Here is a 21268-nt window from a genome sequence, read left to right as displayed (position 1 = left end):
CTTGCCTGCCCTTTCGCGGGATGGGGGAATCGGCTGCGAGCGCGAAGATCGCGAACGCTACGCTGTGTCGCCGACGGAGCGTCAGTGCGCCCGGTCAACTGGACAGCGGCACACCAAGAATGGGGCGGGCAACTCCGATGATGGGACCAGCACACTCGCTGTCGGGCGCCGCGGCCTGGCTCGGCGTCGGCGCCGCTGCCGCCGCGACCGGGCACACCATGCCCTGGCCGGTTCTCCTCGCGGGGGCCCTGATCTGCGCCGGCGCGGCACTGACCCCGGACCTCGACCACAAGGCCGCCACCATCTCGCGCTCCTTCGGGCCGGTCTCCCGGGCTCTGTGCGAGATAGTCGACAAGCTCTCCTACGCCGTCTACAAGGCCACGAAGAAGCAGGGCGACCCACGCCGCTCCGGCGGGCACCGCACGCTCACCCACACCTGGCTGTGGGCCGTCCTGCTCGGGGCGGGCGGCTCGGTGGCGGCGATCACCGGTGGCCGCTGGGCCGTGCTGGCGCTCCTGTTCGTGCACATGGTGCTGGCCATCGAGGGCCTGCTGTGGCGGGCGACCCGCGGCCAGAGCGCCGACGTACTGGTCTGGCTGCTGGCCGCGACCAGCGCGTGGATCCTCGCCGGGGTGCTGGACAAGCCGGGCAACGGCGCGGACTGGCTGTTCACGGCGCCGGGCCAGGAGTACCTGTGGCTGGGGCTGCCGATCGTGCTGGGCGCGCTGGTGCACGACATCGGGGACGCGCTGACGGTCTCCGGCTGCCCGGTCCTGTGGCCGATACCGGTGGGCCGCAAGCGCTGGTACCCGATCGGTCCGCCGAAGTTCATGCGGTTCCGGGCGGGCAGCTGGGTCGAGCTGAAGGTCCTGATGCCGGCGTTCATGCTGCTCGGGGGAGTGGGCTGCGCGGTGGCCCTCAACGTCATCTGAGCGACCGGCTCCGGACGGCCGCCACGACCGCCCGCGGACGCTCACACCCCGCCGGACCCCTGGGCCGATCCGCTGCCGTAGCGTCGTTCGAACTGGGCGACGCGGCCCTCCGAGTCCACCGTGCGGGCCTTGCCGGTGTAGAAGGGGTGGCTCTCCGAGGAGATCTCCACGTCCACGACCGGGTAGGTCTCGCCGTCGTCCCACTCGATGGTCCGGTCGCTGGTGGCGGTGGACCGGGTGAGGAAGGCGTAGCCGGCGGAGCGGTCGCGGAAGACGACCGAGTGGTAGTCGGGGTGCTTGTCCTGCTGCATGGATCCTCCTTCTGCGGCGCCGGCCGGGCGGCCGACGGCGCGGGGCCGACGGGGTCAGCCGTACAGGGCGTCCTCGTCGACGATGTGCATCGCGGCCTCCTCGGCGGAGGCGGCCGCACCGTCGATGCCCACGTCCGTGGCGATCAGCGCGCTCTCCTCGTCCTCGTGCGCCCCCTCGTCGGGTGCCACGAGACGACCGGAGCGGACCGCGCCGACCTCGTTGTCGAGGAGTTCCCCGTCCGTGCCGTCGCAGTCACCGATGCCGTCGCCGTCCGGCGCGGCCAGGTCCGGCAGCTCCTCGGCGAGCCGCTGCTCCAGCGACTCGCCCGCCTGGCGCTCCGCCGCCGTGACACCGGTGTGCTCCACCGCCCAGGGCCGTTCCGGAGGCGACCAGCCCCGGTCGAGGGGACTGCCGACTCCGTCGTTCTCCAAGGTGTCCTCCACGTCGAGCAGCCCCGAGTCGTCCTGGATCTCGGATCCGTCGGGCTGGTAGACGTCGTCCCCCCATCCGTCGGCGCTGTTCACAGGTACCTCCAGGTGATGGGGCCGGACTCGGTGGTCCCGCGGCCGACGGCGGACCGCGGACGCGCGGTGCACAAGCCGCGCCCGTCGGCACACCGTGTGGTGCGCGGGCGCTCCCCGAGCCGGTGCCGCTTTCCAGCCTTCCACTCGACTTCGGCACCGCGCAACGGCACGGGCCCGGGCCGAGGACCGCTCCTCCTCGCTCCGGGCCCACACGCCACTCAGCCCTCCCGCGTCACCGGGTCACCCGTGCCAGGACCGCCACAGGGCCGCGTAGGCCCCGTCGGCCGCGACCAGCTCGTCGTGGCTGCCCAGCTCGCTGATCCGGCCGTTCTCGACGACGGCGATGACGTCGGCGTCGTGCGCGGTGTGCAGCCGGTGGGCGATCGCGACGACCGTGCGGCCGTCCAGGACGCGGGCCAGGGACCGTTCCAGGTGGCGGGCCGCCCGCGGGTCGAGCAGGGAGGTCGCCTCGTCCAGGACCAGCGTGTGCGGGTCGGCCAGCACCAGCCGGGCCAGGGCGATCTGCTGCGCCTGGGCGGGCGTGAGGGCCAGCCCGCCCGAGCCGACCTCGGTGTCCAGGCCGTCGTCGAGGGCCCGCGCCCAGCCGTCCGCGTCCACCGCGCCCAGTGCCGCCCACAGCTCCGCGTCCGCCGCGCCGGTGCGGGCGAGCAGCAGGTTGTCGCGCAGGGAGCCCACGAACACGTGGTGCTCCTGGTTGACCAGGGCCACGTGCGAGCGGACCCGTTCCGCCGTCATCCGGGACAGCTCGGCGCCGCCGAGGGTGATCCGCCCGTCCCGGGGCGCGTAGATCCCGGCGAGCAGCCGGCCCAGCGTGGACTTGCCCGCGCCGGACGGGCCGACCAGCGCCAGCCTGGTGCCGGGGGCGACCTCCAGGGACACCTGGCGCAGCACGTCCACGCCTTCCAGGTAGCCGAAGTGCACCCGGTCCGCGTGCACGTCGTGGCCGTCGGGGTCCAGCGTGTCGTCACCGGCGGCCGGCTCGATGTCCCGGACGCCGACCAGCCGGGCCAGCGACACCTGGGCCACCTGGAGCTCGTCGTACCAGCGCAGGATCAGCCCGACCGGGTCGACGAGCATCTGCGCGATCAGCGCTCCGGTGGTCAGCTGACCGACCCCGATCCAGCCCTGGAGCACGAACACGCCACCGATCATCAGCACCGAGGCGAGGACCGTCACATGGGTCACGTTGACGACGGGAAAGAGCACCGACCGCAGCCAGAGCGTGTAGCGCTCCCAGGCGGTCCACTCCTTGATCCGGCGCTCCGACAGCGCGATCCGGCGGGCGCTGAGGCGGTGGGCCTCGACGGTGCGTCCGGCGTCCACGGTCTCCGCGAGCGCGGCGGCGACGGCGGCGTACCCGGCGGTCTCCGAACGGTAGGCCGCTCCCGCCCGCTTGAAGTACCAGCGGCAGCCGACCACCAGCAGCGGCACGGCGAGCAGCACCGCGGCCGCCAGCGGCGGCGCGGTGATCACCAGCCCGCCCAGCAGCAGGGCCGCCCACACCACACCGATCGCCAGCTGCGGTACGGCCTCCCGCATCGCGTTGGACAGCCGGTCGACGTCGGTGGTGATCCGGGACAGCAGGTCGCCCGTCCCGGCCCGCTCCAGCACCCCCGGCGGCAGGCCGACCGACCGCACCAGGAAGTCCTCGCGCAGATCGGCCAGCATGCGCTCGCCGAGCATCGCCCCGCGCAGCCGCACCTCGCGCACGAACAGGGCCTGGACGGCCAGCGCGAGCAAGAACAGTCCGGCCGTCAGCTCCAGGTGGAGTTCCCGGGCGTCGTCCGACACCCGCTCCACGAGCCCGCCCAACAGCCACGGGCCCGCCATCGAGGCGACCACGGACACCGTGTTGACGGTGACGAGCAGCACGAAGGCCCGGCGGTGCCGGCGGAACAGCTCGCTCACGTAGGCGCGGACGGTGGCGGAGGCGCCGACGGGCAGGGTGTTCGCCGTCGTCGGGGCCGCCGGGTCGTACGCCGGTGGCGCCACGCCGATCATGCTGTCTCCTCGATCTCTTCCAGTACGTCCAGGACGTCGTCGACCTCGGACGCGGCCGGCTCCCGCTCGTACCGGGCGGCCTCGTCGTCGGTCTCGCGGGTCACCACGGCCCGGTACCGGGGTTCCGTGTGCACCAGCTCGCGGTGCGCGCCCACCGCCACGACCTCGCCGTCGTCCACCAGGGCGACCCGGTCGGCGCGGTCCAGGAGGAGCGGCGAGGAGGTGAACACCACGGTCGTGCGCCCGGCGCGCAGCTCCCGCAGACCCTCGGCGATCCGCGCCTCGGTGTGCGAGTCGACGGCGGAGGTCGGCTCGTCCAGGACGAGCACCTCCGGGTCCGTCACCAGCGAACGGGCCAGGGCGAGCCGCTGGCGCTGGCCGCCGGAGAGAGAACGTCCGCGTTCGGTGATCCGGGCGTCCATCGGGTCCTCGGCACCGAGCGAGCCCTGCGCCAGGGCGGTCAGGACGTCCCCGCACTGTGCGGCCGCCAGCGCCTCCTCGGCACCCACATGGCCCGAGGCGGGCACGTCGAGCAGCTCGCGCAGCGAGCCGGACAGCAGCACCGGGTCCTTGTCCTGGACGAGGACGGCCGTGCGGGCGGAGTCGAGCGGCAGGTCGTCGAGAGGCACACCGCCCAGCAGGACCGACGGACCCTCCTCCGAGGGGTGCCCGCCCAGCCGCTCCGCGAGCCGTCCCGCCGCGTCCGGGTCGCCGCACACCACGGCGGTGAGCCGGCCGGTGGGTGCCAGCAGACCGGTGGCCGGGTCGTACAGGTCGCCGGACGGGGTGGCGGCGGCCAGGGAGCCCGCGGTGTCCGTGGCCCGCTCCAGCGACAGCACACGCGCGGCCCGCCGGGCCGACGGACGGGAGAACGAGTACGCCATCGCGATCTCCTCGAAATGCCGCAGCGGGTAGGTGAGCAGCATCACCGAGCTGTAGACCGTGACCAGTTCACCGACGCCGATGCGCCCGTCGCGCACCAGATGGACGCCGTGCCAGACGACCGCGATCAGCAGCAGTCCCGGCAGCAGTACCTGGATCGCGGAGATCAGCGACCACATCCGGGCGCTGCGCACGGCCGCGTGGCGGACCTCCTGGGAGGCGCGGCGGTAGCGGTCGAGGAAGAGTTCCTCGCCGCCGATGCCGCGCAGGACGCGCAGACCGGCCACGGTGTCCGAGGCCAGTTCGGTGGCGCGCCCGGCCTTCTCCCGCTGGACGTCGGCACGCCGGGTCGCGCGGGGCAGCAGCGGCAGCACCGCCAGCGCCAGGACCGGCAGGCCCGCGGCGACCACCACGCCGAGCGCGGGCTGGTAGAGGACCAGGCCGACGCAGACCAGCACGAGGGTGAGCGCGGCGGCGGTGAACCGGGAGACGGCCTCCACGAACCAGCCGATCTTCTCGACGTCACCGGTGGACACGGCGACGACCTCACCGGCCGCGACCCGCCGGGTCAGCGCGGAGCCCAGCAGGGCGGCCTTGCGGGCCAGCAGCTGCTGGACGCGCGCGGCCGCCGTGATCCAGTTGGTGATCGCGGTGCGGTGCAGGAAGGTCTCGCCGACCGCGTTGCCGACACAGCACACGGCCAGCAGCGCGCCCGCGAGGGCCAGTCGGGTACCGGAGCGGTCGACGACGGCCTGCACGGCGAGCCCGACGCAGAACGGCAGGACGCAGACGGAACCGAAGTGCAGCAGTCCCCAGGCCAGCGACTTGAGCTGCCCGCCCAGCTGGCTCCGGAAGAGCCACCACAGGAATCGGGGCCCGGAGCGCGCGTCCGGCACGCCCGGGTCGGGATACGGAAGGTCTTGAATCTGCATGACGTCCAGTGGCTCGTGTCAGGGGGCGGAGGGGAACGCGTACGACGGCAACAAACCGTGAAAGGTTCGCGCCGCAGCGTGGTCGGAAGCAAACGGTTTTCCGGTGGGGCGCACAGAACCGGCTGACCTGGGGGCGGCGCCGCGCCCTCGCCCCCGCGCGGGAGGCCTCATTGCGGCGGACGTCCGCATGGCCGTAGAACACCGGCCATGAAGAGACGGATCATCATGTCCATGTTCGCCGGAGCGACCCTCCTCGCGAGCACCCTCCTCGGCGCGGGCCCGGCCCACTCCGCGCGGGCCGCCGCCTCGCCGCCCCACCCCGCCGAAGCCCCCGCCGAGTTCGGCACCGACTGGCACGACCCCGTCACCGCGGTCCCGCCCGTCGCCGAGCCCACCGGGAGGTCCTGTCGGGTCACGCTGGCCGAGGCGCAGTTCCGGGACTTCACCCCGTACCGGGGCACCTACACCCCGCCCCAGGGCTGCGGTGACCGCTGGAGCAAGGTCGTACTGCGGTTGGACGGCAAGGTCAAGGGCCGCCAGTTCGACCGGCTCGGCCATGTCCACGTCGGCGGCGTGGAGATCTTCCGTACCTCGACGCCCCAGCCCTCGCCCGACGGCATCGAGTGGTCCGTGGAGAAGGACGTCACGCGCTACAGCGACACCTTCCGCGACAGCCAGGACGTCGAGATGCTCATCGGGAACGTCGTCGACGACACGTACACCGGCATCATCGACGTCAAGGTCACCCTGACGTTCTACGCGGGCAGGCCGGCCGCCACACCGGACCAGGTCCTGACCCTCACCGACCAGTCCACCCTCACCACCCCGCGCAACAGCGAACGCATCGTCGCCGAGGTGTACGCCACCGGGTCCGGCGGCGGCTGCGAGGAGTACTGGTATCTGACGGTGCCCGACCCGGCCCCGTACTCCTGCCGGACCGCCGGCGGTCCGTACCGCGAGGTCCAGGTGGAGGTCGACGACCAGCTCGCGGGGATCGCCGCCCCCTTCCCGACCGTGTGGACCGGCGGCTGGTCCAACCCCTTCCTCTGGTACGTCGTCCCGGGACCGCGCGCCTTCGACGTCAAGCCGATCGAATACGACCTGACGCCGTTCGCCGGGATCCTCAACGACGGCCGCCCGCACCGCGTCGAGGTCTCGGTCGTCGGTGTGCCCGAGGGGCAGAGCGGCTGGAGCGCTCCGGTCAACGTGCTGGTCTGGCAGGACGCGAAGAGCGCGCATGTCGGCGGCCGGCTGACCACGCACCGGCCGACCTCTCTCACCGACTCCTCGGCGTACACGCCCGGCGCGGAGCACCGCGTGGACACCGAGGGCGGCCATGGGCTGACCGTCGCCGGATACGTCGACACCTCGCACGGCCGGGTGACGACCACCGTCAGCCGCTCCCTGGTGAACACCTCCACACACCGCTGGACCGACGGGGAGAACGTCGACGCGCTGGACGCCACGTGGACGGACGACGAGTCGGTGACCGTCGACGGGCGCGGACCGGACCGGGTGACGCGTACGCAGCGGACGTACACGATGGACGGCACGACCACGCTGGGGGCGGGCGACCGGCTGCGGACCGTGCTGACCCTCGGTGACCGGGCCGCCGTCACCGAGTCGCGGGGCGACCGGCGCACCGCGTGGTCGCGGCTGGACGACACGTACACGGGTGACGCGACGTACACGGTGAACGTGCCCCGCGACCAGCGGCACGCGGTCGGCACGACGAGCGAGCGCTACCGGATCCGCGGGTCGGCCGGGTGCTACGACCGTTCCCTGGTGTCCGTCCAGGGCGTGCTCACCGCGGACCGCCGGGGCTGCTGAGGCCAGTCGCGTGCGACGCGTCACGCGCAGGGTGATTTACAAGATCGAAACGCGGACGTCCCCCACGGGATCAATGGCACCCCCAAAGTGATCGGCACGGAATCATGTTTCCGTATCGCAGAAGTCCTCTCATTCTGCGTGCTGCCGTCCCACGTTCCCCCCACAAGGAGTGCCCCGTGCCGCCGTCCGTCCCGTCCCTGCCGCGACGCGTCGCACGCGTACTGCGTACCTCTCTGTTCGCGCAGGTCGGCTGCGCGCTCGTCCTCGGAATCGTCGTCGGGAAGCTGTGGCCCGACGTGGCCACGGATCTCCAGCCGCTCGGCGACGGTTTCACCCGGCTGATCAAGACGATCATCTCGCCGCTGGTGTTCTGCGTGGTCGTCGTCGGTATCGCCAAGGCCGGTGACCTCAAGGCGTTCGGGCGGATCGGGCTCAAGGCCCTGATCTGGTTCGAGGTCGCGAGCACGCTCGCCCTGCTCATCGGGCTCATCGCCGCCAACGTGGTCCGGCCCGGCTCCGGGATGAACGTCGACCCGGCCACCCTCGACACCTCGGCGGTCGACGCGAAGACCGGCGGCGGCTCGCTGCCCTCGACGACCGAGTTCGTCGTGAACGCGCTGCCCACCAGTTTCATCGGCGCCTTCGCCGAGAACTCCCTGCTGCAAGTGCTCATTCTGGCCTGCCTGGTGGGTGCCGCGCTGCTGCACCTCGGCCACACCAAGGTGCCGCAGGTGCTGCCCGCCATCGAGCAGGCCCAGGAGATCATCTTCGCGATCGTCGCCTTCGTCATGCGGCTGGCCCCGATCGCGGTGTTCGGCGCGATGGCCGTCCTGATCGGCCAGTACGGCCTCGGTGTGATCGAGACGTACGCCAAGCTGATCATCCTGTGCTATGTCGCCGCCGCGCTCTTCATCGTGCTGCTCGCCGTCGCGCTCAAGGCGGTCACCGGGCTCAGCCTCTGGAAGTTCGTGCGCTACATCCGCGAGGAGATGCTCCTCGCCCTCGGCACCGCCTCCACCGAGTCCGTCATGCCGCGCGTGATGCAGAAACTGCGGCGGGCCGGCGCCCGGGACGACGCGGTGGGCCTGGTGCTGCCCACCGGTTACTCCTTCAACCTCGACGGCGCCTCCCTCTACCTGTCCATCGGCACGCTGTTCATCTCCCAGGCCGTCGGCGTGGACCTGAGCCTGAGCCAGCAGATCACCGTGGTCCTCGTGCTCATGCTGACCAGCAAGGGCATGGCGGGCATCCCCGGTTCCGCCTTCCTCGCCCTGTCCGCGACCGCCTCCTCGCTGGGCGCCATCCCCGCCGGCGCCGTGGCGCTGCTCCTCGGCGTGGACCGCATCATGGACTCGATGCGGGTCGTGACGAACCTGCTCGGCAACTGTGTGGCCGTCTTCGCGGTCTCCCGCTGGGAGGGCGCGCTGGACGCGGACAAGGCGAGGAGGGTCCTGAACGGCGAGACCGTCCCGACGGCGGACGACGACGGGCCCGGCCGCACGGCCGCCGCCGAGGCGCCGGAGGCCGACTCCGCGCCGCGGCTCCCCGCGGTACCCGCCCAGTCGTCCAAGGAGCCTGCTTCCGAGGTCGGTTGACGCCCCTGTCACGCCCTCCTGTCGCGCCCCCTGTCACGCCACGGGCCGCGGCCGCCGCTCCAGCACGACGAGCGACGGCCGTGGCCCGTGGGGCGTGACGTGTGACGCGTCACCCGGCGGCGGCCGAACGCCTGGACCGCCACGGCCACCGCCACCGCCGACGCCGGCGTCCGCGGGCGCGCCGTCGTCCCCGGTTACCCGCTGCCGTCCGCGGTTCCCCGCCGTCGTCTCCGGCTCAGCAGGTGCGCTCTCGCACCGGAGCCCCGTCCACCAGCGTGTCCAGCAACCCGCCGAGCAGGGTGCGCTGTTCCTCCGTCAACGGGGCCAGGATCTCCTCCGCCGCGGACCGGCGCGCCCCGTTCAACTCCCGCACGGCCTTGTGGCCGTCGTCGGTGAGCTCGATGCGGATGACCCGGCGGTTGGCCGGGTCCGGGACCCGCCGCACCTTGCCGCTCGTCTCCAGCCCGTCGACCAGTGTCGTCACCGCCCGCGGCACCACCTCCAGGCGCTGGGCGAGGTCGGCCATCCGGGGCGGCGCGTCGCAGTGGGCGAGGGTGCGCAGCAGCCGGGACTGGGCCGGGGTCACACCGACGAGACGCTGCTCCAGGTGGCGTTTCTGGATCCGGTGCATACGGCGGGTCAGCCGCAGCAACTGCTCGGCGAGCATGCCGTCGGGATCGGGGGTGGTCATACGGGAACAATATCAGGATGCAGTTCATTGTGAGTGTAGGTAACAATGAGCTAAGCTCCGTCAGTCGCGACCATGCGACCACCGGTCCCCGGCATTGACCAGGACCACCGGTCCCCGGCATTGACCAGGACCACCGGTCCCCGGCATTGACCAGGACCACCGGTCCCCCGGCAGGGACCATTCGACCACCGGTCCCGACCGCTCGCCCCCACCCCGCCCGCCCGCCGCCTCACCCTCCGTAGGAGCCATGCCCCGCGACGACATCACCTGGACCCCACCCCCCGGCACCTCGACCGAAGAACCCCGGCAGGTGCGCCGTATCCTCCGGCTGTTCAAGCCCTACCGCGGCCGGCTCGCGATCGTCGGCCTGCTGGTCGGCGCCGCGTCCCTGGTCACCGTGGCGACCCCGTTCCTGCTGAAGGAGACGCTGGACGTCGCCATCCCCGAGGGCCGCACCGGACTGCTGAGCCTGCTCGCGCTCGGCATGATCCTCAGTGCCGTCCTCACCAGCATCTTCGGCGTGCTGCAGACCCTGATCTCCACGACGGTCGGCCAGCGCGTCATGCACGACCTGCGCACCGCCGTCTACGGCCGCCTCCAGCGGATGTCCCTCGCCTTCTTCACGCGCACGCGGACCGGTGAGGTGCAGTCCCGCATCGCCAACGACATCGGCGGCATGCAGGCCACCGTCACCTCGACCGCCACCTCCCTGGTCTCCAACCTGACCAGCGTGGTAGCCACGATCATCGCGATGGTGGTCCTCGACTGGCGCCTGACGGTCGTATCGCTGCTCCTGCTGCCGGTCTTCGTCTGGATCAGCCGCCGGGTCGGCAACGAGCGCAAGAAGATCACCACCCAGCGCCAGAAGCAGATGGCCGTGATGGCCGCGACCGTCACCGAGTCGCTCTCGGTCAGCGGCATCCTGCTCGGCCGCACGATGGGCCGCTCCGACTCGCTGACCCGGTCCTTCTCCGCGGAGTCGGAGGAACTCGTCGACCTCGAGGTGCGGTCGAACATGGCGGGCCGCTGGCGGATGGCCGTCATCACGATCGTCATGGCCGCCATGCCCGCCGTCATCTACTGGACCGCGGGCCTCGCCCTCCAGGCGGGCGGCCCCCAGGTGTCCATCGGCACCATCGTCGCCTTCGTCTCGCTCCAGCAGGGCCTGTTCCGCCCGGCCGTGAGCCTGCTGTCGACCGGCGTCCAGATCCAGACCTCGCTCGCGCTCTTCCAGCGCATCTTCGAGTACCTGGACCTGCCGATCGACATCACCGAGCGCGAGAATCCCGTCCACCTCGACAAGATCGAGGGCGAGATCCGCTTCGAGAACGTCGAGTTCCGCTACGACGGCCACGACAAGAGCGACGGCCGCGACAACAGTGACGACCGCGACAACGGTGACGACCGCGACAACAGCGACACCAAGGTGCCCCCGGTTCTCGACGGCATCGACATCACCGTCCCCGCGGGCGGCAGTCTCGCGGTCGTCGGCCCGACCGGCGCGGGCAAGTCCACGCTCGGCTACCTGGTGCCGCGGCTGTACGACGTGACCGGGGGCCGGGTCACCCTGGACGGGATCGACGTGCGCGACCTCGACTTCGACACCCTCGCCCGTGCCATCGGCGTCGTCTCCCAGGAGACGTACCTCTTCCATGCCACGGTCGCCGACAACCTCCGCTTCGCCAAGCCGGACGCCACCGACGAGGAGCTGGAGCTGGCGGCGAAGGCGGCCCAGATCCACGACCACATCGCGGCCCTGCCCGACGGCTACGACACCGTCGTCGGCGAGCGCGGCCACCGGTTCTCCGGCGGGGAGAAGCAGCGCCTGGCCATCGCCCGCACGATCCTGCGCGACCCGCCGGTGCTGATCCTCGACGAGGCGACCAGCGCCCTGGACACGCGGACCGAGCACCTCGTGCAGGAGGCCATCGACGCGCTCTCGGCGAACCGCACCACGCTCACCATCGCCCACCGTCTGTCCACCGTCCGGGGTGCCGACCAGATCGTCGTCCTGGACTCCGGGCAGGTGGCCGAACGCGGCTCGCACGAGGAACTTCTGGCGCGAGGCGGGCGGTACGCGGCCCTGGTTCAGCGGGACGCCCGACTGGAGCCGACAAGATGATGATATGTCGGGTTTATAAGCTTTAGCGGGTTACCGTGCCCGCATGCACATGAACACTCCGCCACGGAGCACGATCCGACTGACGCGCCGGGGCCGACTGGCCCTCATCGCGACCGGGGCCGTCGTGGCCGGCACCGCCGTGGCGGTGCCGCTGCTGACCCTGGACGGCGACGAGGAGCGGAAGCCCGCCACCCTGGTCATCCCGGAGGGCTGGCGGGCCGGCCAGGTCTACGACGCCGTCGACCAGGCCCTCGCCCTGCCCGCGGGTACCACCAAGAAGTCCTTGGCCAAGGCTCACCTGAAGCTGCCGGGCGACGCGGAGGGCAACCCGGAGGGCTACCTCTTCCCGGCGACCTATCCGCTCCGGGAGAACGCGACGCCGGAGCAACTGTTGTCGTACATGGTCGACACCGCGAACAAGAAGTTCAACGGCGCCCCCGTCGCGGCCGGCGCGCAGCGCAACGCGATGAACGTCTACCAGGCCGTCACCATCGCGAGTCTGGTCCAGGCCGAAGCCGCCACCAAGGCCGACATGGGGAAGGTGGCCCGGGTCGTCTTCAACCGCCTGGAGCGCGGCATGCCGCTCCAGATGGACTCGACGCTCAACTACGCCTTGAACCGCTCCACGCTGAAGACCACCGCCGCCGACACGCGGATCGACAGCCCCTACAACTCGTACCAGCGCATGGGCCTGCCGCCCACCCCGATCGACAACCCGGGCGAGGACGCGATGCGGGCCGCGATCAATCCGGCCCCGGGCGACTGGCTGTACTTCGTCACGGTCAAGCCGGGCGACACGCGGTTCACCGCCGACTACGCGGAGCACCAGCGCAACGTCGCCGAGTTCAACCTGAACCAGCGCAGTTCACCCGAGGCCGGCTGACCCGGGCGGACGTCAGGCGGCGACCGCGGTCTCGCTCAGCAGCCGCCTGATGTCGCGTACGGCCGCTCGGCCCGCCCGGTTGGCGCCGACGGTGCTCGCCGACGGACCGTACCCGACGAGGTGGACGCGCGGATCGGCGACCGCCCGCGTGCCGTCGACGCGGATCCCGCCGCCGGACTCGCGCAGCCGCAGCGGCGACAGATGGTCGATCGCGGCCCGGAAACCGGTCGCCCACAGGATGACGTCGGCGTCCACGCGCCGCCCGTCGTCCCACTCCACGCCCTCGGGCGTGATGCGGTCGAACATCGGCAGCCGGTCCAGGACGCCGTCCGCGATCCCCTGCCGGATCGCGTCGTTGAGCGGCAGCCCCGTCACCGACACGACGCTCTTCGGCGGCAGTCCCCGCCGCACCCGCTCCTCGACCAGCGCGACCGCGGCCCGTCCCACGTTCTCGTCGAAGGGCCCCTCGCGGAAGACGGGCGGCCGTCGGGTGACCCAGGTGGTGGAGGCCGCGTAGGGGGCGATCTCCAGCAGGTGCTGGGTGCCGGACGCGCCGCCGCCCACCACGACGACCCGCTGCCCGGCGAACTCAGCGGGCCCGGAGTAGTACGCGGTGTGCGACTGCCGTCCCCGGAAGGTCTCCTGGCCCGGGTAGCGCGGCCAGAACGGCCGGTCCCAGGTGCCGGTGGCGTTGATCAGCGCCTGGGTGGACCAGGTCCCGGCCGAGGTCTCCACGAGCAGCCGCCCGCCGTGGCCCTCGCGCACGGCACGGACGTCGACCGGGCGCCTGACCCGCAGGTCGAAGGCGCGCTCGTAGGCCTCGAAGTAGGCGGAGACAACCTCGGCGGACGGCCGGGCCGGATCGGCGTCCGTGAGTTCCATGCCGGGCAGGGCGTGCATCCCGTGCACCTTGCCGTACGTCAGCGACGGCCACCGGAACTGCCAGGCGCCGCCGGGACCGGGGGAGTGGTCCAGCACGACGAAGTCGCGGTCCGGCTCGAAGCCGACGCGGCGCAGGTGATAGGCGCCAACAAGTCCCGCCTGGCCGGCGCCGATGACGACTACCCGGGTGTTGTTCACGTTTCTACCAACCGAGCGGGTGGCGTGGATCTTCCCGCGGCCGGGTGACCCGCTGACGGTCGGCGTCCGTCCCGCGCAGCCGACCACTCGTAGCGTCGGACGGCCGGACGCGCGCGTGTGAAACGCGGTGTTCGGGTGAGGATGGGAGACATGTCAGACGTCTTCACCACCCGAGTCCTGCATGTGGCCACCGGTTCGACGGAGCGGATCGCCGACCTCACCGGCGACTGCGAGGCCTTCCTGCGCGAGGCGGCCGCCGGTCGCGACGGCCTGCTGAACCTCTTCGTCCCCCACGCCACGGCGGGCATCGCGATCATCGAGACCGGCGCCGGCAGTGACGACGACCTGCTCGCCGCCCTGCACACCCTGCTGCCCGCCGACGACCGCTGGCAGCACCGCCACGGCAGCCCCGGCCATGGCCGCGACCACGTCCTGCCGGCCCTGGTCCCGCCCCACGCCACGCTTCCGGTGGTCGGCGGGCGGCTGGAGCTGGGAACCTGGCAGTCGGTGTGCCTGGTCGACACCAACAAGGACAATCCCGACCGTCAGGTGCGGTTGAGTTTTCTGGGATGACCCAGGGCGGCCAAGACCGTCCTGGGTGCCGCCGCGAGCCGGGCCCGGCGTCGAGCAGGTCGGTCGGACGAGAAGGCCTGCCGGTAGGGAAGGCCGTCTGACGGCCCCGGCCCCGGCTCGGGCTCCGGCCCCGACTCCGGCCCCCGCTCGGGCTCCGGCTCGGGCTCCGGCCCCGGCTCCGGGGACGAAATGCACGCTGCCACCCGGGCCGCGTCCTGTGGAGGATCTGAGGGAAACTCGGGGCAGCGGTCCCGAACGTCAGGACGAATGACTACGCTAGCGGCGTCGGTGCCGTTCAGCGGCCTGCCGACGATGGCCGTCGGGGGTAAAGGAGCGGGTCGGTGGCGTGGGCCGAGTGGGACCAACTGAAGACTGAAGCGCTGGACCGCCGGCAGGGCGACGCGACGCGCATGCAGCTCAACCAGTACCCCGGTGACTCCGGCCCGGGCCCGGTCCCGACGACACCCGGCAGCACGGGTGACCTCAAGGCCAACCAGCAGGACCTCTCCAGGATCGGCAGCCACGCGCGTACGCTCTACGACCGGCTCTGGGACCAGGCCCGCCTGGACAACACGAGCGTCGACAAGGCGGCGAGCGACCTGGCCTCACAGGGGTTCGCGCTCGGCTCCGGGCTCCAGCACGTGTCGAACCGCTGGTCCACGCAGCTGAACACCGTCCTCGACGCCTGCGCGCACATCTCCAACCACATGCAGGTCACCAAGAAGATCCACAACGGTGACGAGGCCTACATCCTGCGGCAGATGAGCAGCATCGCCACCCTCGACGCCGGTTTCGACGAGCGGGTCGGACCGGCCGGGGACCAGAATCCGATCTACGGCGAGAAGAAGTAACCGCACAACGGGGGCCCCACTCATGGATCTCGACACTCTGCGCCATGCCAATCTGACACTGCTCGACGATGCCGTCGAGGACTGGTCGGTCATCGTCCGCAACCTCCGAACTCTCGCCGAGGACGCCGAAAAAGGCCTGCACCAGGCGGCCAACAAGGCGAGCTGGGCCGGTGAGAACTCACAGGTCACCAAGGAGTTCATCGGCAAGACGGCCGGCGAGATCAAGGACGCCCACACCCAGGCCAAGTCCATCCACGGCGTCCTCAAGGACACCGCCGGGGAGCTGAGGAAGTACCACACCCAGCTGAAGGACGCGATCGACCGCGGCCTGAAGAAGAACCTCACCGTGATGGACACCGGTGACGGCGGCTTCACCGTCACCATGAACGTCCACCCGGACCGCGCCGCGGAGGGCCATACCCCGCCCTCCCACACCCAGGGCGACGTCAACGCCCTGCGCGACGAGATCCAGGGCATTCTCGGCAAGGCCACCGAGAGCGACGTCTCCGCCGGCAAGGTCCTCAAGGCGCTGGCCGAACAGACCAACCACGGTTTCGGTGACGCCAGTTACGAGGACCGGGACGCGGCCGCCGAAGCGCTCAGGACAGCCGACGACCTGGCGGCACTCGCCAAGAAGGACCCGGATGAGCTGTCCACCGCCGAATTCGACCGGCTCAACCAGGGGTTGAACACGTACTCCGCCGACCCGCTGTTCGCCGAACGCTTCGCCACCGCACTCGGACCGCGGAAGACGCTGGACTTCTGGACCGGCGTCACCGACCCGAACACCGGCTGGGACCTGCGCCGTGACCGCCGGGAACAGTTCGACGACCTCCAGAAGAACCTGGGTCTCACCCTCGCCACCGCCACCCAGAGCGACAGCGCCGCGATGACCTCCTGGAAGGGCAACATGGTGGCCCTGGTCGACCAGCCCGTGGGCCGCGGCGGGGGCTTCCCGCTGGGCGGACAGGTGATGAGCAACCTGATGCGCTGGGGCGACTACGACGACCGGTTCCTGAACAGCTACGGCGACAAGCTCATGGCCACGGAGAAGAAGTTCACGGGCAACGGGCGGCACGGCGCCTGGCAGCGCATGGGCCCCGACGCGACGCTCAACCACACGGGCACGGACACCGGTTGGGACCCTGTGACGGGCTACCTCAAGGCCCTTGCCAACAACCCGGACGCCGCGACGTCCTTCTTCAACGGCACCTTCCTCACCAAGGACGAGGACCACGACTTCACCGAGAAGAAGGACGGCGAGGAGGTCAGGAAGTCACTGACCAACTTCGACTACCTCTTCGAGGAACGCGACTGGCCCACCGACTTCGACTCCGAACACGAGGAGAGCGTCGCGGGACGGAACAACCTGGCGATGGCCCTCGAGGCCGCCACCACAGGTCACCCGGCCGGTGAGCGGCCGACGCTGGACACCCCGCACCACAACGCCGAGCAGACCAAGCTCATGGAGCGCCTCGTGTCGTCCATCGGTGAGGACCCGGACGAGCGTCTGCTCAAGCACGGACACATGCTCGACAGCGTGGGGCAGATCACCTCTGAGTACCTCCCGGACATCAATCGGTCCATCAGCGACGCGGATCGGACCGACCCCGACTCGACGTCGTGGGAGCGGACGCAGAAGATGTACCCGATGTACGGGGAAGAGGCCGTCCTCGATCCGCGGGACGTGACGAAGCTCCTCTTCACGGTGGGCCAGAACCCGGACGGCTACGCGGCGGTGGAGGTGGGCCAGAAGGCCTACATGAGCCAGCTGATGGAGCACCACCTCAACCCCGATCTGCCTGCCGGCCAGGTCGTGGACGACGACACGGAAGGCGTGGTGCGGCAGATCGCGACGAAGTCGGGGGAGGTCTCCGGCATCCTCGGCCTGGGCCGCCAGGAGGAACTGGCGGCGGCCGGGAAGGAGCGGGACGAGGCCTACAAGGATTCGATGGACCTGGTCAAGAGCGGCATCTCCGGTGGTCTCGGTACGGCGGTCGGTGTGGGAACCTCCTTCGTCGCCACCCCCTGGGTCGGAGCCGTCGCGGGCGGTGCCACCACCACCGTCACCGGCACCGTCCTCGAAGCCATGTTCCAGGACTTCAAGAGCACGGAACTGGAGGATTCCGAGGACGCGAGGGGTGAGCGCTGGCAGCAGAGCCTGGAGAGCAACGGCAGCCGCTCGGGCCAGGCGGCCCGGCTGGCCGCGGAAGAGCACGGCATGGTCGACCCCGCCGACGCCGAGACCTGGGCCCGGGAAAGCGGCAGACAGGGTTTCTACAACGCCCAGGCGATCGTCGACGGCCGTACCCCGGGGAGCCGGACCACGTCCTGACCGAGTCGCCGAACCCCACCCGGATACCAAGCAGCCCTCGAGAGGTACCACCATGACCCGCCGTCGACCGGTTCCCGGACCACGCTCCGGTCCTGCCTGCGTCGCTGTCCTCCTCGCCGTCCTGGCCCCCGTGGTCACGGGATGCGGCGCCGACGAAGAGACCAGGGACTACTCCGTGCCGGGCACCCTCTGCGGCATACGCGTCGACGCCAAGGAACTCACTCCGTTCCTCCCGCCGGGGAAGAAGCTCTCCGTCAAACCCAAAGTCAACCCCGCGTCGACCTGGTGCGATGTGCGCGTGGACGGAAAGCTCGCCGTCAGAACGGTCCAGACATGGTGGCAGGGCGGCCATGACACGGCGTACTTCCTCCGCGGCCAGACCCTCGAGCGGGTGGAGGAGACCGCGGACGGGGGCCGGTACGTGTATTCCGACTGGCAGGCGTTCGGCAAGACGGAGGACTGCGTCGACGAGAAGTACGGGCAAGAGCTCTACACCGGAATTCAGGCCTACGGTTCCGACCACAGGGACGCCGACGCCATGAAGCGTCTGATCGTCTCCTTCACCGAGACGGTCGAGAAGTCGGATGAGTGTGACCGGCAACCGTGATGAGGGACAAGTCCCGTAACGCGGGCGGCACCTCCGATGCCGTCGGCCCGTGAAGGGTCGGCGTTCGACTCGCCCCGCGGGTACGGACCGCCCTCCGGGAGAGCGCGCGGGCAGGAGCGCTGCCGGCTGGGAACAGTTGGGGGCCCGACCTGAAGAGACCAGGTCAGGCCCACGACTCCACGGTGCCGTCCGTACGTGTGGAGTGCCGCCTCAGTCCTGCGCCCCGGGCGGCACGCGGCGACCAGCGGCGGCGCGGCGTGCGGCGGCTCCCCTGGAGTCCTCGCACACGTGGGACCCACAGGACAGCCAGGACGACGCCGACCGTCGCGTTCGGCTGAGATACCTCGCCGGTCGGTGATCCGGGCCCGTCAATGAGCCGACGACGTGCGGGGGCCGCGCGGTCGCTCCTGGGTGCCGGGGACCACGGGCGCGATGGCGGGGGCGTCGAAGGCCTCCTCCATCACGTCCGGGGGAGCCTGGAAGGGGTTCCTGGTCGGAGGGGGCGAATCCGTCGTGGACTGCAGAGGACTCGGCTCCGGGTCGGAGAACAGCGGGGACGTGTGAATGGGAGTCTCGCCTTCGTTGCGGGCATGCCAAGCAGAGCGGTGTGGGACGGGCCCCTTGACGGGGCCTGGAAGCGGGCGACCGCCTGCTGCGCCGCGACTGACTCGGGCGCAGCAGGTCTCAGAGATTGGTCAGCTTGGAGTACGGGCTCATGATCCGGGTCTGCTGTGATCCGAAGTCGACGAGCACCGCGATGCCCTCCTCGACACCGGTCACCCGGCCGAGGCCGTACACATCATGAGTGACTCGGCTTCCTACGACGAACTGCTTGGGGACCGGCACGACCGGGGCCTTGAAGGGGCTGGTCGGCAGATGACGCTTGGGCATGGGTGACTTTGGCATTGTCACCAGTATGCGCCAACTGGATGGATGCGATCCGCGCGATGCTGCCACTTGGCATGATCGATCAGCAAATTGTTGTCGCTTCCGGGGTCACTTCCGCATCGCGGAAGAGAGGAAGCGCCTGCCCGATGTCCGCCACCCGGGCCCAGGGGCGCGGTGAGCCGGGCACGTGGTGGGGGTTGTCCTCGGCCGGGCGCGGGGCCCGCGTGCCCGCCCGGACCAGTCCGTACGCGATCCACCGCCGCGCGGCCGCCTCCAGTTCGTCCCGCAGGGCGCCGTCGCGCACCAGCGCCTCAGGGCCCCCAGCAGGCCCTCGACGACGGCCAGCGCACCGGCGAGCCGTGGTCGAGGCGGACGCGGACGTCGGTGAGGCACTCCCGACGACGGTGCGCCTCGTCGATCACCCGCAGACAGGGCAGCGGGGTGCCGGTCAGCGCGGCCGGCAGCTCCTCCCGCCGGATCTCGCCCGGGACGTGGTCCAGCGTCGCCAGCATTCCGTCGACCAGGGCGATGCGGTGCCTGGCTCCCCGGCACTCCACGAGACGCGGTTGTCCGGCCGGGTCGGCCGGGTCCGATGTCCGGCAGGGACCGGTCGGCGGACGGTCCGGCGCCAGCGCGGACGCGACCAGCGGGTGCAGGCGGCCGACTTCGACCCAGCCGGGGTGGATCAGCTCCAGGTCGGGCGGCACCCAGGTCGCCGTGTCGGGCCGGACCGGCAGCGCGCCGGCGTCGCCGTCCGCGGACACCGGACACCGCCGCGACCCGCGGTACGGGCGGCCCGGCCCCGCCCGGGTCCCCGAGCAGGTGCAGGTGCAGGCGCACATGCAAGTGCAGGAGCAGCGGGTGCCGGCCTCCGCAGCGCCCGGCGACGGTTCCGGTGGCCGCCCCTCGGCGCGGAGCAGGATCCCCGCCTCGGCCGCCCACCGACCGACGGCACAGCCACGCCCTGGCGGCACCGAGCCCAGCAGATCCCAGGCCGGGACGGCGGCGCCTTGGACGTCCTCTCGGCCGGCCCGGGACCGGCTCCGCAGCTCACCGGCCCTGCGCGCGTCCCGCAGGTGGCGGTGCAGGTCGAGACGGAACCGCCGACGGGGACGGGGATGCGGGTGACGCCGGTCGTCGGTGCGGACCTGTCCCACAGGGAGAGGATGATCCGCTGACCGGTGTCCGCCCAGGCCGGTGGGGTCCGGGCCACGGGGCCCACCCGAGGTTCGCGCGCGTGCGCCCGGGGCTTCTGGTCGTGGCCGGGAGACTCCCGGTCGTGCCCCGCGGGGTCGTACCGCGCCAGGGACAGCGTCGGACGGGGACGCAGCAGCCCGGCGGGCGTGATCCTCACCGGTGAGGCCCCCACAGCACACCAGGCCCCGGGCCACGGGCGCGGTCAGGCCGACAGGCTCGCGGTGAACGGCGTGACCGGACGCGGCAGGCGTGCGCCGTCCACGGCGATGTCCACGGCCTCGTTGTAGAAGGCGAGGAGCCCCTGCACGGGTGCCACCGACGGCAGCGGATCCGGGTAGCTCCAGACGACGTTCGCCGGCACGTCCTCCGCGCCGCGCCAACTCCAGTACTGAGCCGTCCCCTTGTAGGGGCAGCCCGTGCTGTGGTCGGTGGGCTCGAACAGATCGAGGCGGACGTCCTCGCGGGGAACGTAGTACCGGGTCGGCAGTCCGGTCTCGAAGAGCAGCACCGGCCGGTGCGTGTCCGCGACGAGCAGGCCGGCGACCTCCACCTGGACATGGCGGCTGCTGGGGAGGGCGTCGACGCGTTTGTGCGGGTCGCGGGGGTGGACGAAGATCTCTTCCTCCTCCTCGTACCAGTGGTCGAGGCCGCTGTCCCAGCGCCGGAACCACGCGAAGGCGAGATGACCGGCCAGGTCGGTGGCGGTGAACGTCCAGGCCACGTTGCGGACCACCACTCCGCCGACGTCGAGGTCGTAGAACTCCCGTACCCCGGTGCGGCGGTCCGTCGGAGGGTGCTGGGCCGGACGCAGCACATCCTCCCGGACGTCCTCGCGCGGGAACGCGTACAGCGGCACGGGTACGCCCGGTTCCCACACGAGGACCGGGCGCCTGCTGTCGACGACGGTGACCTCGCCCTTGCGCCCGCGCACCCAGCGCTCGCTGGGCTCCCACAGCAGGCCCTCCGGCGTGGTGCGGATGCCCTGCGCGGCGGGATGAGTGGTCATGGTCGG

General features: G+C 71.4%; 17 protein-coding genes and 1 pseudogene. 9 read left to right on the top strand and 9 right to left on the bottom strand.

Annotated features, from left to right (window positions below; all coding sequences use genetic code 11):
* The first annotated feature begins 137 nt into the window (after positions 1 to 137).
* Positions 138 to 932: a metal-dependent hydrolase gene (locus QQS16_RS08025; protein ID WP_286060923.1), complete on the top strand. Its 795-nt coding sequence runs from the start codon at positions 138 to 140 to the stop codon at positions 930 to 932.
* Positions 933 to 973: 41 nt separating this feature from the next.
* On the opposite strand, the gene QQS16_RS08020 is transcribed toward QQS16_RS08025, so the two are convergent.
* The 4 genes from QQS16_RS08020 to QQS16_RS08005 form a co-directional block, all read right to left on the bottom strand.
* On the bottom strand, positions 974 to 1243 hold the full coding sequence (locus QQS16_RS08020; RefSeq protein WP_286060922.1) for a type B 50S ribosomal protein L31: 270 nt from the start codon (positions 1241 to 1243) through the stop codon (positions 974 to 976).
* A 54-nt stretch (positions 1244 to 1297) separates the two neighbouring features.
* Positions 1298 to 1768: a DUF5709 domain-containing protein gene (locus QQS16_RS08015; RefSeq protein ID WP_286060921.1), complete on the bottom strand. Its 471-nt coding sequence runs from the start codon at positions 1766 to 1768 to the stop codon at positions 1298 to 1300.
* A gap of 240 nt (positions 1769 to 2008) precedes the next feature.
* On the bottom strand, positions 2009 to 3790 hold the full coding sequence (locus tag QQS16_RS08010) for an ABC transporter ATP-binding protein (protein ID WP_286060920.1): 1782 nt from the start codon (positions 3788 to 3790) through the stop codon (positions 2009 to 2011).
* A complete protein-coding gene (locus QQS16_RS08005) occupies positions 3787 to 5604 on the bottom strand; it encodes an ABC transporter transmembrane domain-containing protein (protein WP_286060919.1) in 1818 nt (605 codons plus the stop codon). Before QQS16_RS08005 ends, QQS16_RS08010 begins: the two co-directional genes overlap by 4 nt.
* A 207-nt stretch (positions 5605 to 5811) precedes the next feature.
* On the opposite strand from QQS16_RS08005, the gene QQS16_RS08000 reads away from it, so the two are divergent.
* Together QQS16_RS08000 and QQS16_RS07995 are read left to right on the top strand one after the other, a co-directional pair.
* On the top strand, positions 5812 to 7434 hold the full coding sequence (locus QQS16_RS08000) for a peptide-N4-asparagine amidase (protein WP_286060918.1): 1623 nt from the start codon (positions 5812 to 5814) through the stop codon (positions 7432 to 7434).
* Between the two features lie 176 nt (positions 7435 to 7610).
* A complete protein-coding gene (locus tag QQS16_RS07995; protein WP_286060917.1) occupies positions 7611 to 9029 on the top strand; it encodes a cation:dicarboxylate symporter family transporter in 1419 nt (472 codons plus the stop codon).
* A 235-nt stretch (positions 9030 to 9264) separates the two neighbouring features.
* Here the strand turns inward: QQS16_RS07995 and QQS16_RS07990 are convergent, their stop codons facing one another.
* On the bottom strand, positions 9265 to 9720 hold the full coding sequence (locus tag QQS16_RS07990; protein ID WP_286060916.1) for a MarR family winged helix-turn-helix transcriptional regulator: 456 nt from the start codon (positions 9718 to 9720) through the stop codon (positions 9265 to 9267).
* A gap of 247 nt (positions 9721 to 9967) precedes the next feature.
* On the opposite strand from QQS16_RS07990, the gene QQS16_RS07985 reads away from it, so the two are divergent.
* On the top strand, positions 9968 to 11842 hold the full coding sequence (locus tag QQS16_RS07985) for an ABC transporter ATP-binding protein (protein WP_286060915.1): 1875 nt from the start codon (positions 9968 to 9970) through the stop codon (positions 11840 to 11842).
* Between the two features lie 43 nt (positions 11843 to 11885).
* Positions 11886 to 12725: an endolytic transglycosylase MltG gene (mltG, locus tag QQS16_RS07980; protein ID WP_286060914.1), complete on the top strand. Its 840-nt coding sequence runs from the start codon at positions 11886 to 11888 to the stop codon at positions 12723 to 12725.
* 12 nt (positions 12726 to 12737) lie between these two features.
* On the opposite strand, the gene QQS16_RS07975 is transcribed toward mltG, so the two are convergent.
* The gene (locus QQS16_RS07975; protein WP_286060913.1) at positions 12738 to 13805 is read right to left on the bottom strand and encodes an NAD(P)-binding domain-containing protein; all 1068 of its coding nucleotides are present in this window, start codon (positions 13803 to 13805) and stop codon (positions 12738 to 12740) included.
* 150 nt (positions 13806 to 13955) lie between these two features.
* Between QQS16_RS07975 and QQS16_RS07970 the strand changes: the two genes are divergently transcribed.
* The 4 genes from QQS16_RS07970 to QQS16_RS07955 all read left to right on the top strand — a co-directional run bounded on the left by QQS16_RS07970 (position 13956) and on the right by QQS16_RS07955 (position 18171).
* A complete protein-coding gene (locus tag QQS16_RS07970; RefSeq protein WP_286060912.1) occupies positions 13956 to 14378 on the top strand; it encodes a YjbQ family protein in 423 nt (140 codons plus the stop codon).
* A gap of 341 nt (positions 14379 to 14719) precedes the next feature.
* Complete coding sequence (locus QQS16_RS07965; protein ID WP_286060911.1) at positions 14720 to 15229, top strand: hypothetical protein; 510 nt, start codon at positions 14720 to 14722, stop codon at positions 15227 to 15229.
* 22 nt (positions 15230 to 15251) lie between these two features.
* Positions 15252 to 17564: a DUF6571 family protein gene (locus QQS16_RS07960; RefSeq protein WP_286060910.1), complete on the top strand. Its 2313-nt coding sequence runs from the start codon at positions 15252 to 15254 to the stop codon at positions 17562 to 17564.
* A 175-nt stretch (positions 17565 to 17739) separates the two neighbouring features.
* Positions 17740 to 18171, top strand: a complete 432-nt coding sequence (locus tag QQS16_RS07955; RefSeq protein WP_286060909.1) for a hypothetical protein — start codon at positions 17740 to 17742, stop codon at positions 18169 to 18171.
* 684 nt (positions 18172 to 18855) lie between these two features.
* On the opposite strand, the gene QQS16_RS07950 is transcribed toward QQS16_RS07955, so the two are convergent.
* The 3 genes and pseudogenes from QQS16_RS07950 to QQS16_RS07940 form a co-directional block, all read right to left on the bottom strand.
* Positions 18856 to 19077: a hypothetical protein gene (locus QQS16_RS07950; protein WP_286060908.1), complete on the bottom strand. Its 222-nt coding sequence runs from the start codon at positions 19075 to 19077 to the stop codon at positions 18856 to 18858.
* A 64-nt stretch (positions 19078 to 19141) separates the two neighbouring features.
* Positions 19142 to 20410: pseudogene (locus tag QQS16_RS07945) on the bottom strand (hypothetical protein); the annotation flags it as partial.
* 48 nt (positions 20411 to 20458) lie between these two features.
* Complete coding sequence (locus QQS16_RS07940; protein WP_286060907.1) at positions 20459 to 21262, bottom strand: DUF427 domain-containing protein; 804 nt, start codon at positions 21260 to 21262, stop codon at positions 20459 to 20461.
* Positions 21263 to 21268: the final 6 nt, after the last annotated feature.

Origin of the sequence: Streptomyces sp. ALI-76-A (assembly GCF_030287445.1) — a bacterium.
In the GTDB taxonomy this organism is placed as follows: domain Bacteria; phylum Actinomycetota; class Actinomycetes; order Streptomycetales; family Streptomycetaceae; genus Streptomyces.
Note: the sequence above shows the minus strand (reverse complement) of the source record. Positions and strands in the feature narration are given on the sequence as shown.

What these genes read in the sequence shown, in the direction of transcription:
- QQS16_RS08025 (WP_286060923.1), top strand. Translation starts at nt 138, where the DNA reads ATGATGGGACCAGCACACTCGCTGTCGGGCGCCGCGGCCTGGCTCGGC.
- QQS16_RS08020 (WP_286060922.1), bottom strand. Translation starts at nt 1,243, where the DNA reads ATGCAGCAGGACAAGCACCCCGACTACCACTCGGTCGTCTTCCGCGAC.
- QQS16_RS08010 (WP_286060920.1), bottom strand. Translation starts at nt 3,790, where the DNA reads ATGATCGGCGTGGCGCCACCGGCGTACGACCCGGCGGCCCCGACGACG.
- QQS16_RS08005 (WP_286060919.1), bottom strand. Translation starts at nt 5,604, where the DNA reads ATGCAGATTCAAGACCTTCCGTATCCCGACCCGGGCGTGCCGGACGCG.
- QQS16_RS08000 (WP_286060918.1), top strand. Translation starts at nt 5,812, where the DNA reads ATGAAGAGACGGATCATCATGTCCATGTTCGCCGGAGCGACCCTCCTC.
- QQS16_RS07990 (WP_286060916.1), bottom strand. Translation starts at nt 9,720, where the DNA reads ATGACCACCCCCGATCCCGACGGCATGCTCGCCGAGCAGTTGCTGCGG.
- QQS16_RS07985 (WP_286060915.1), top strand. Translation starts at nt 9,968, where the DNA reads ATGCCCCGCGACGACATCACCTGGACCCCACCCCCCGGCACCTCGACC.
- mltG (WP_286060914.1), top strand. Translation starts at nt 11,886, where the DNA reads ATGCACATGAACACTCCGCCACGGAGCACGATCCGACTGACGCGCCGG.
- QQS16_RS07970 (WP_286060912.1), top strand. Translation starts at nt 13,956, where the DNA reads ATGTCAGACGTCTTCACCACCCGAGTCCTGCATGTGGCCACCGGTTCG.
- QQS16_RS07960 (WP_286060910.1), top strand. Translation starts at nt 15,252, where the DNA reads ATGGATCTCGACACTCTGCGCCATGCCAATCTGACACTGCTCGACGAT.
- QQS16_RS07950 (WP_286060908.1), bottom strand. Translation starts at nt 19,077, where the DNA reads ATGCCAAAGTCACCCATGCCCAAGCGTCATCTGCCGACCAGCCCCTTC.
- QQS16_RS07940 (WP_286060907.1), bottom strand. Translation starts at nt 21,262, where the DNA reads ATGACCACTCATCCCGCCGCGCAGGGCATCCGCACCACGCCGGAGGGC.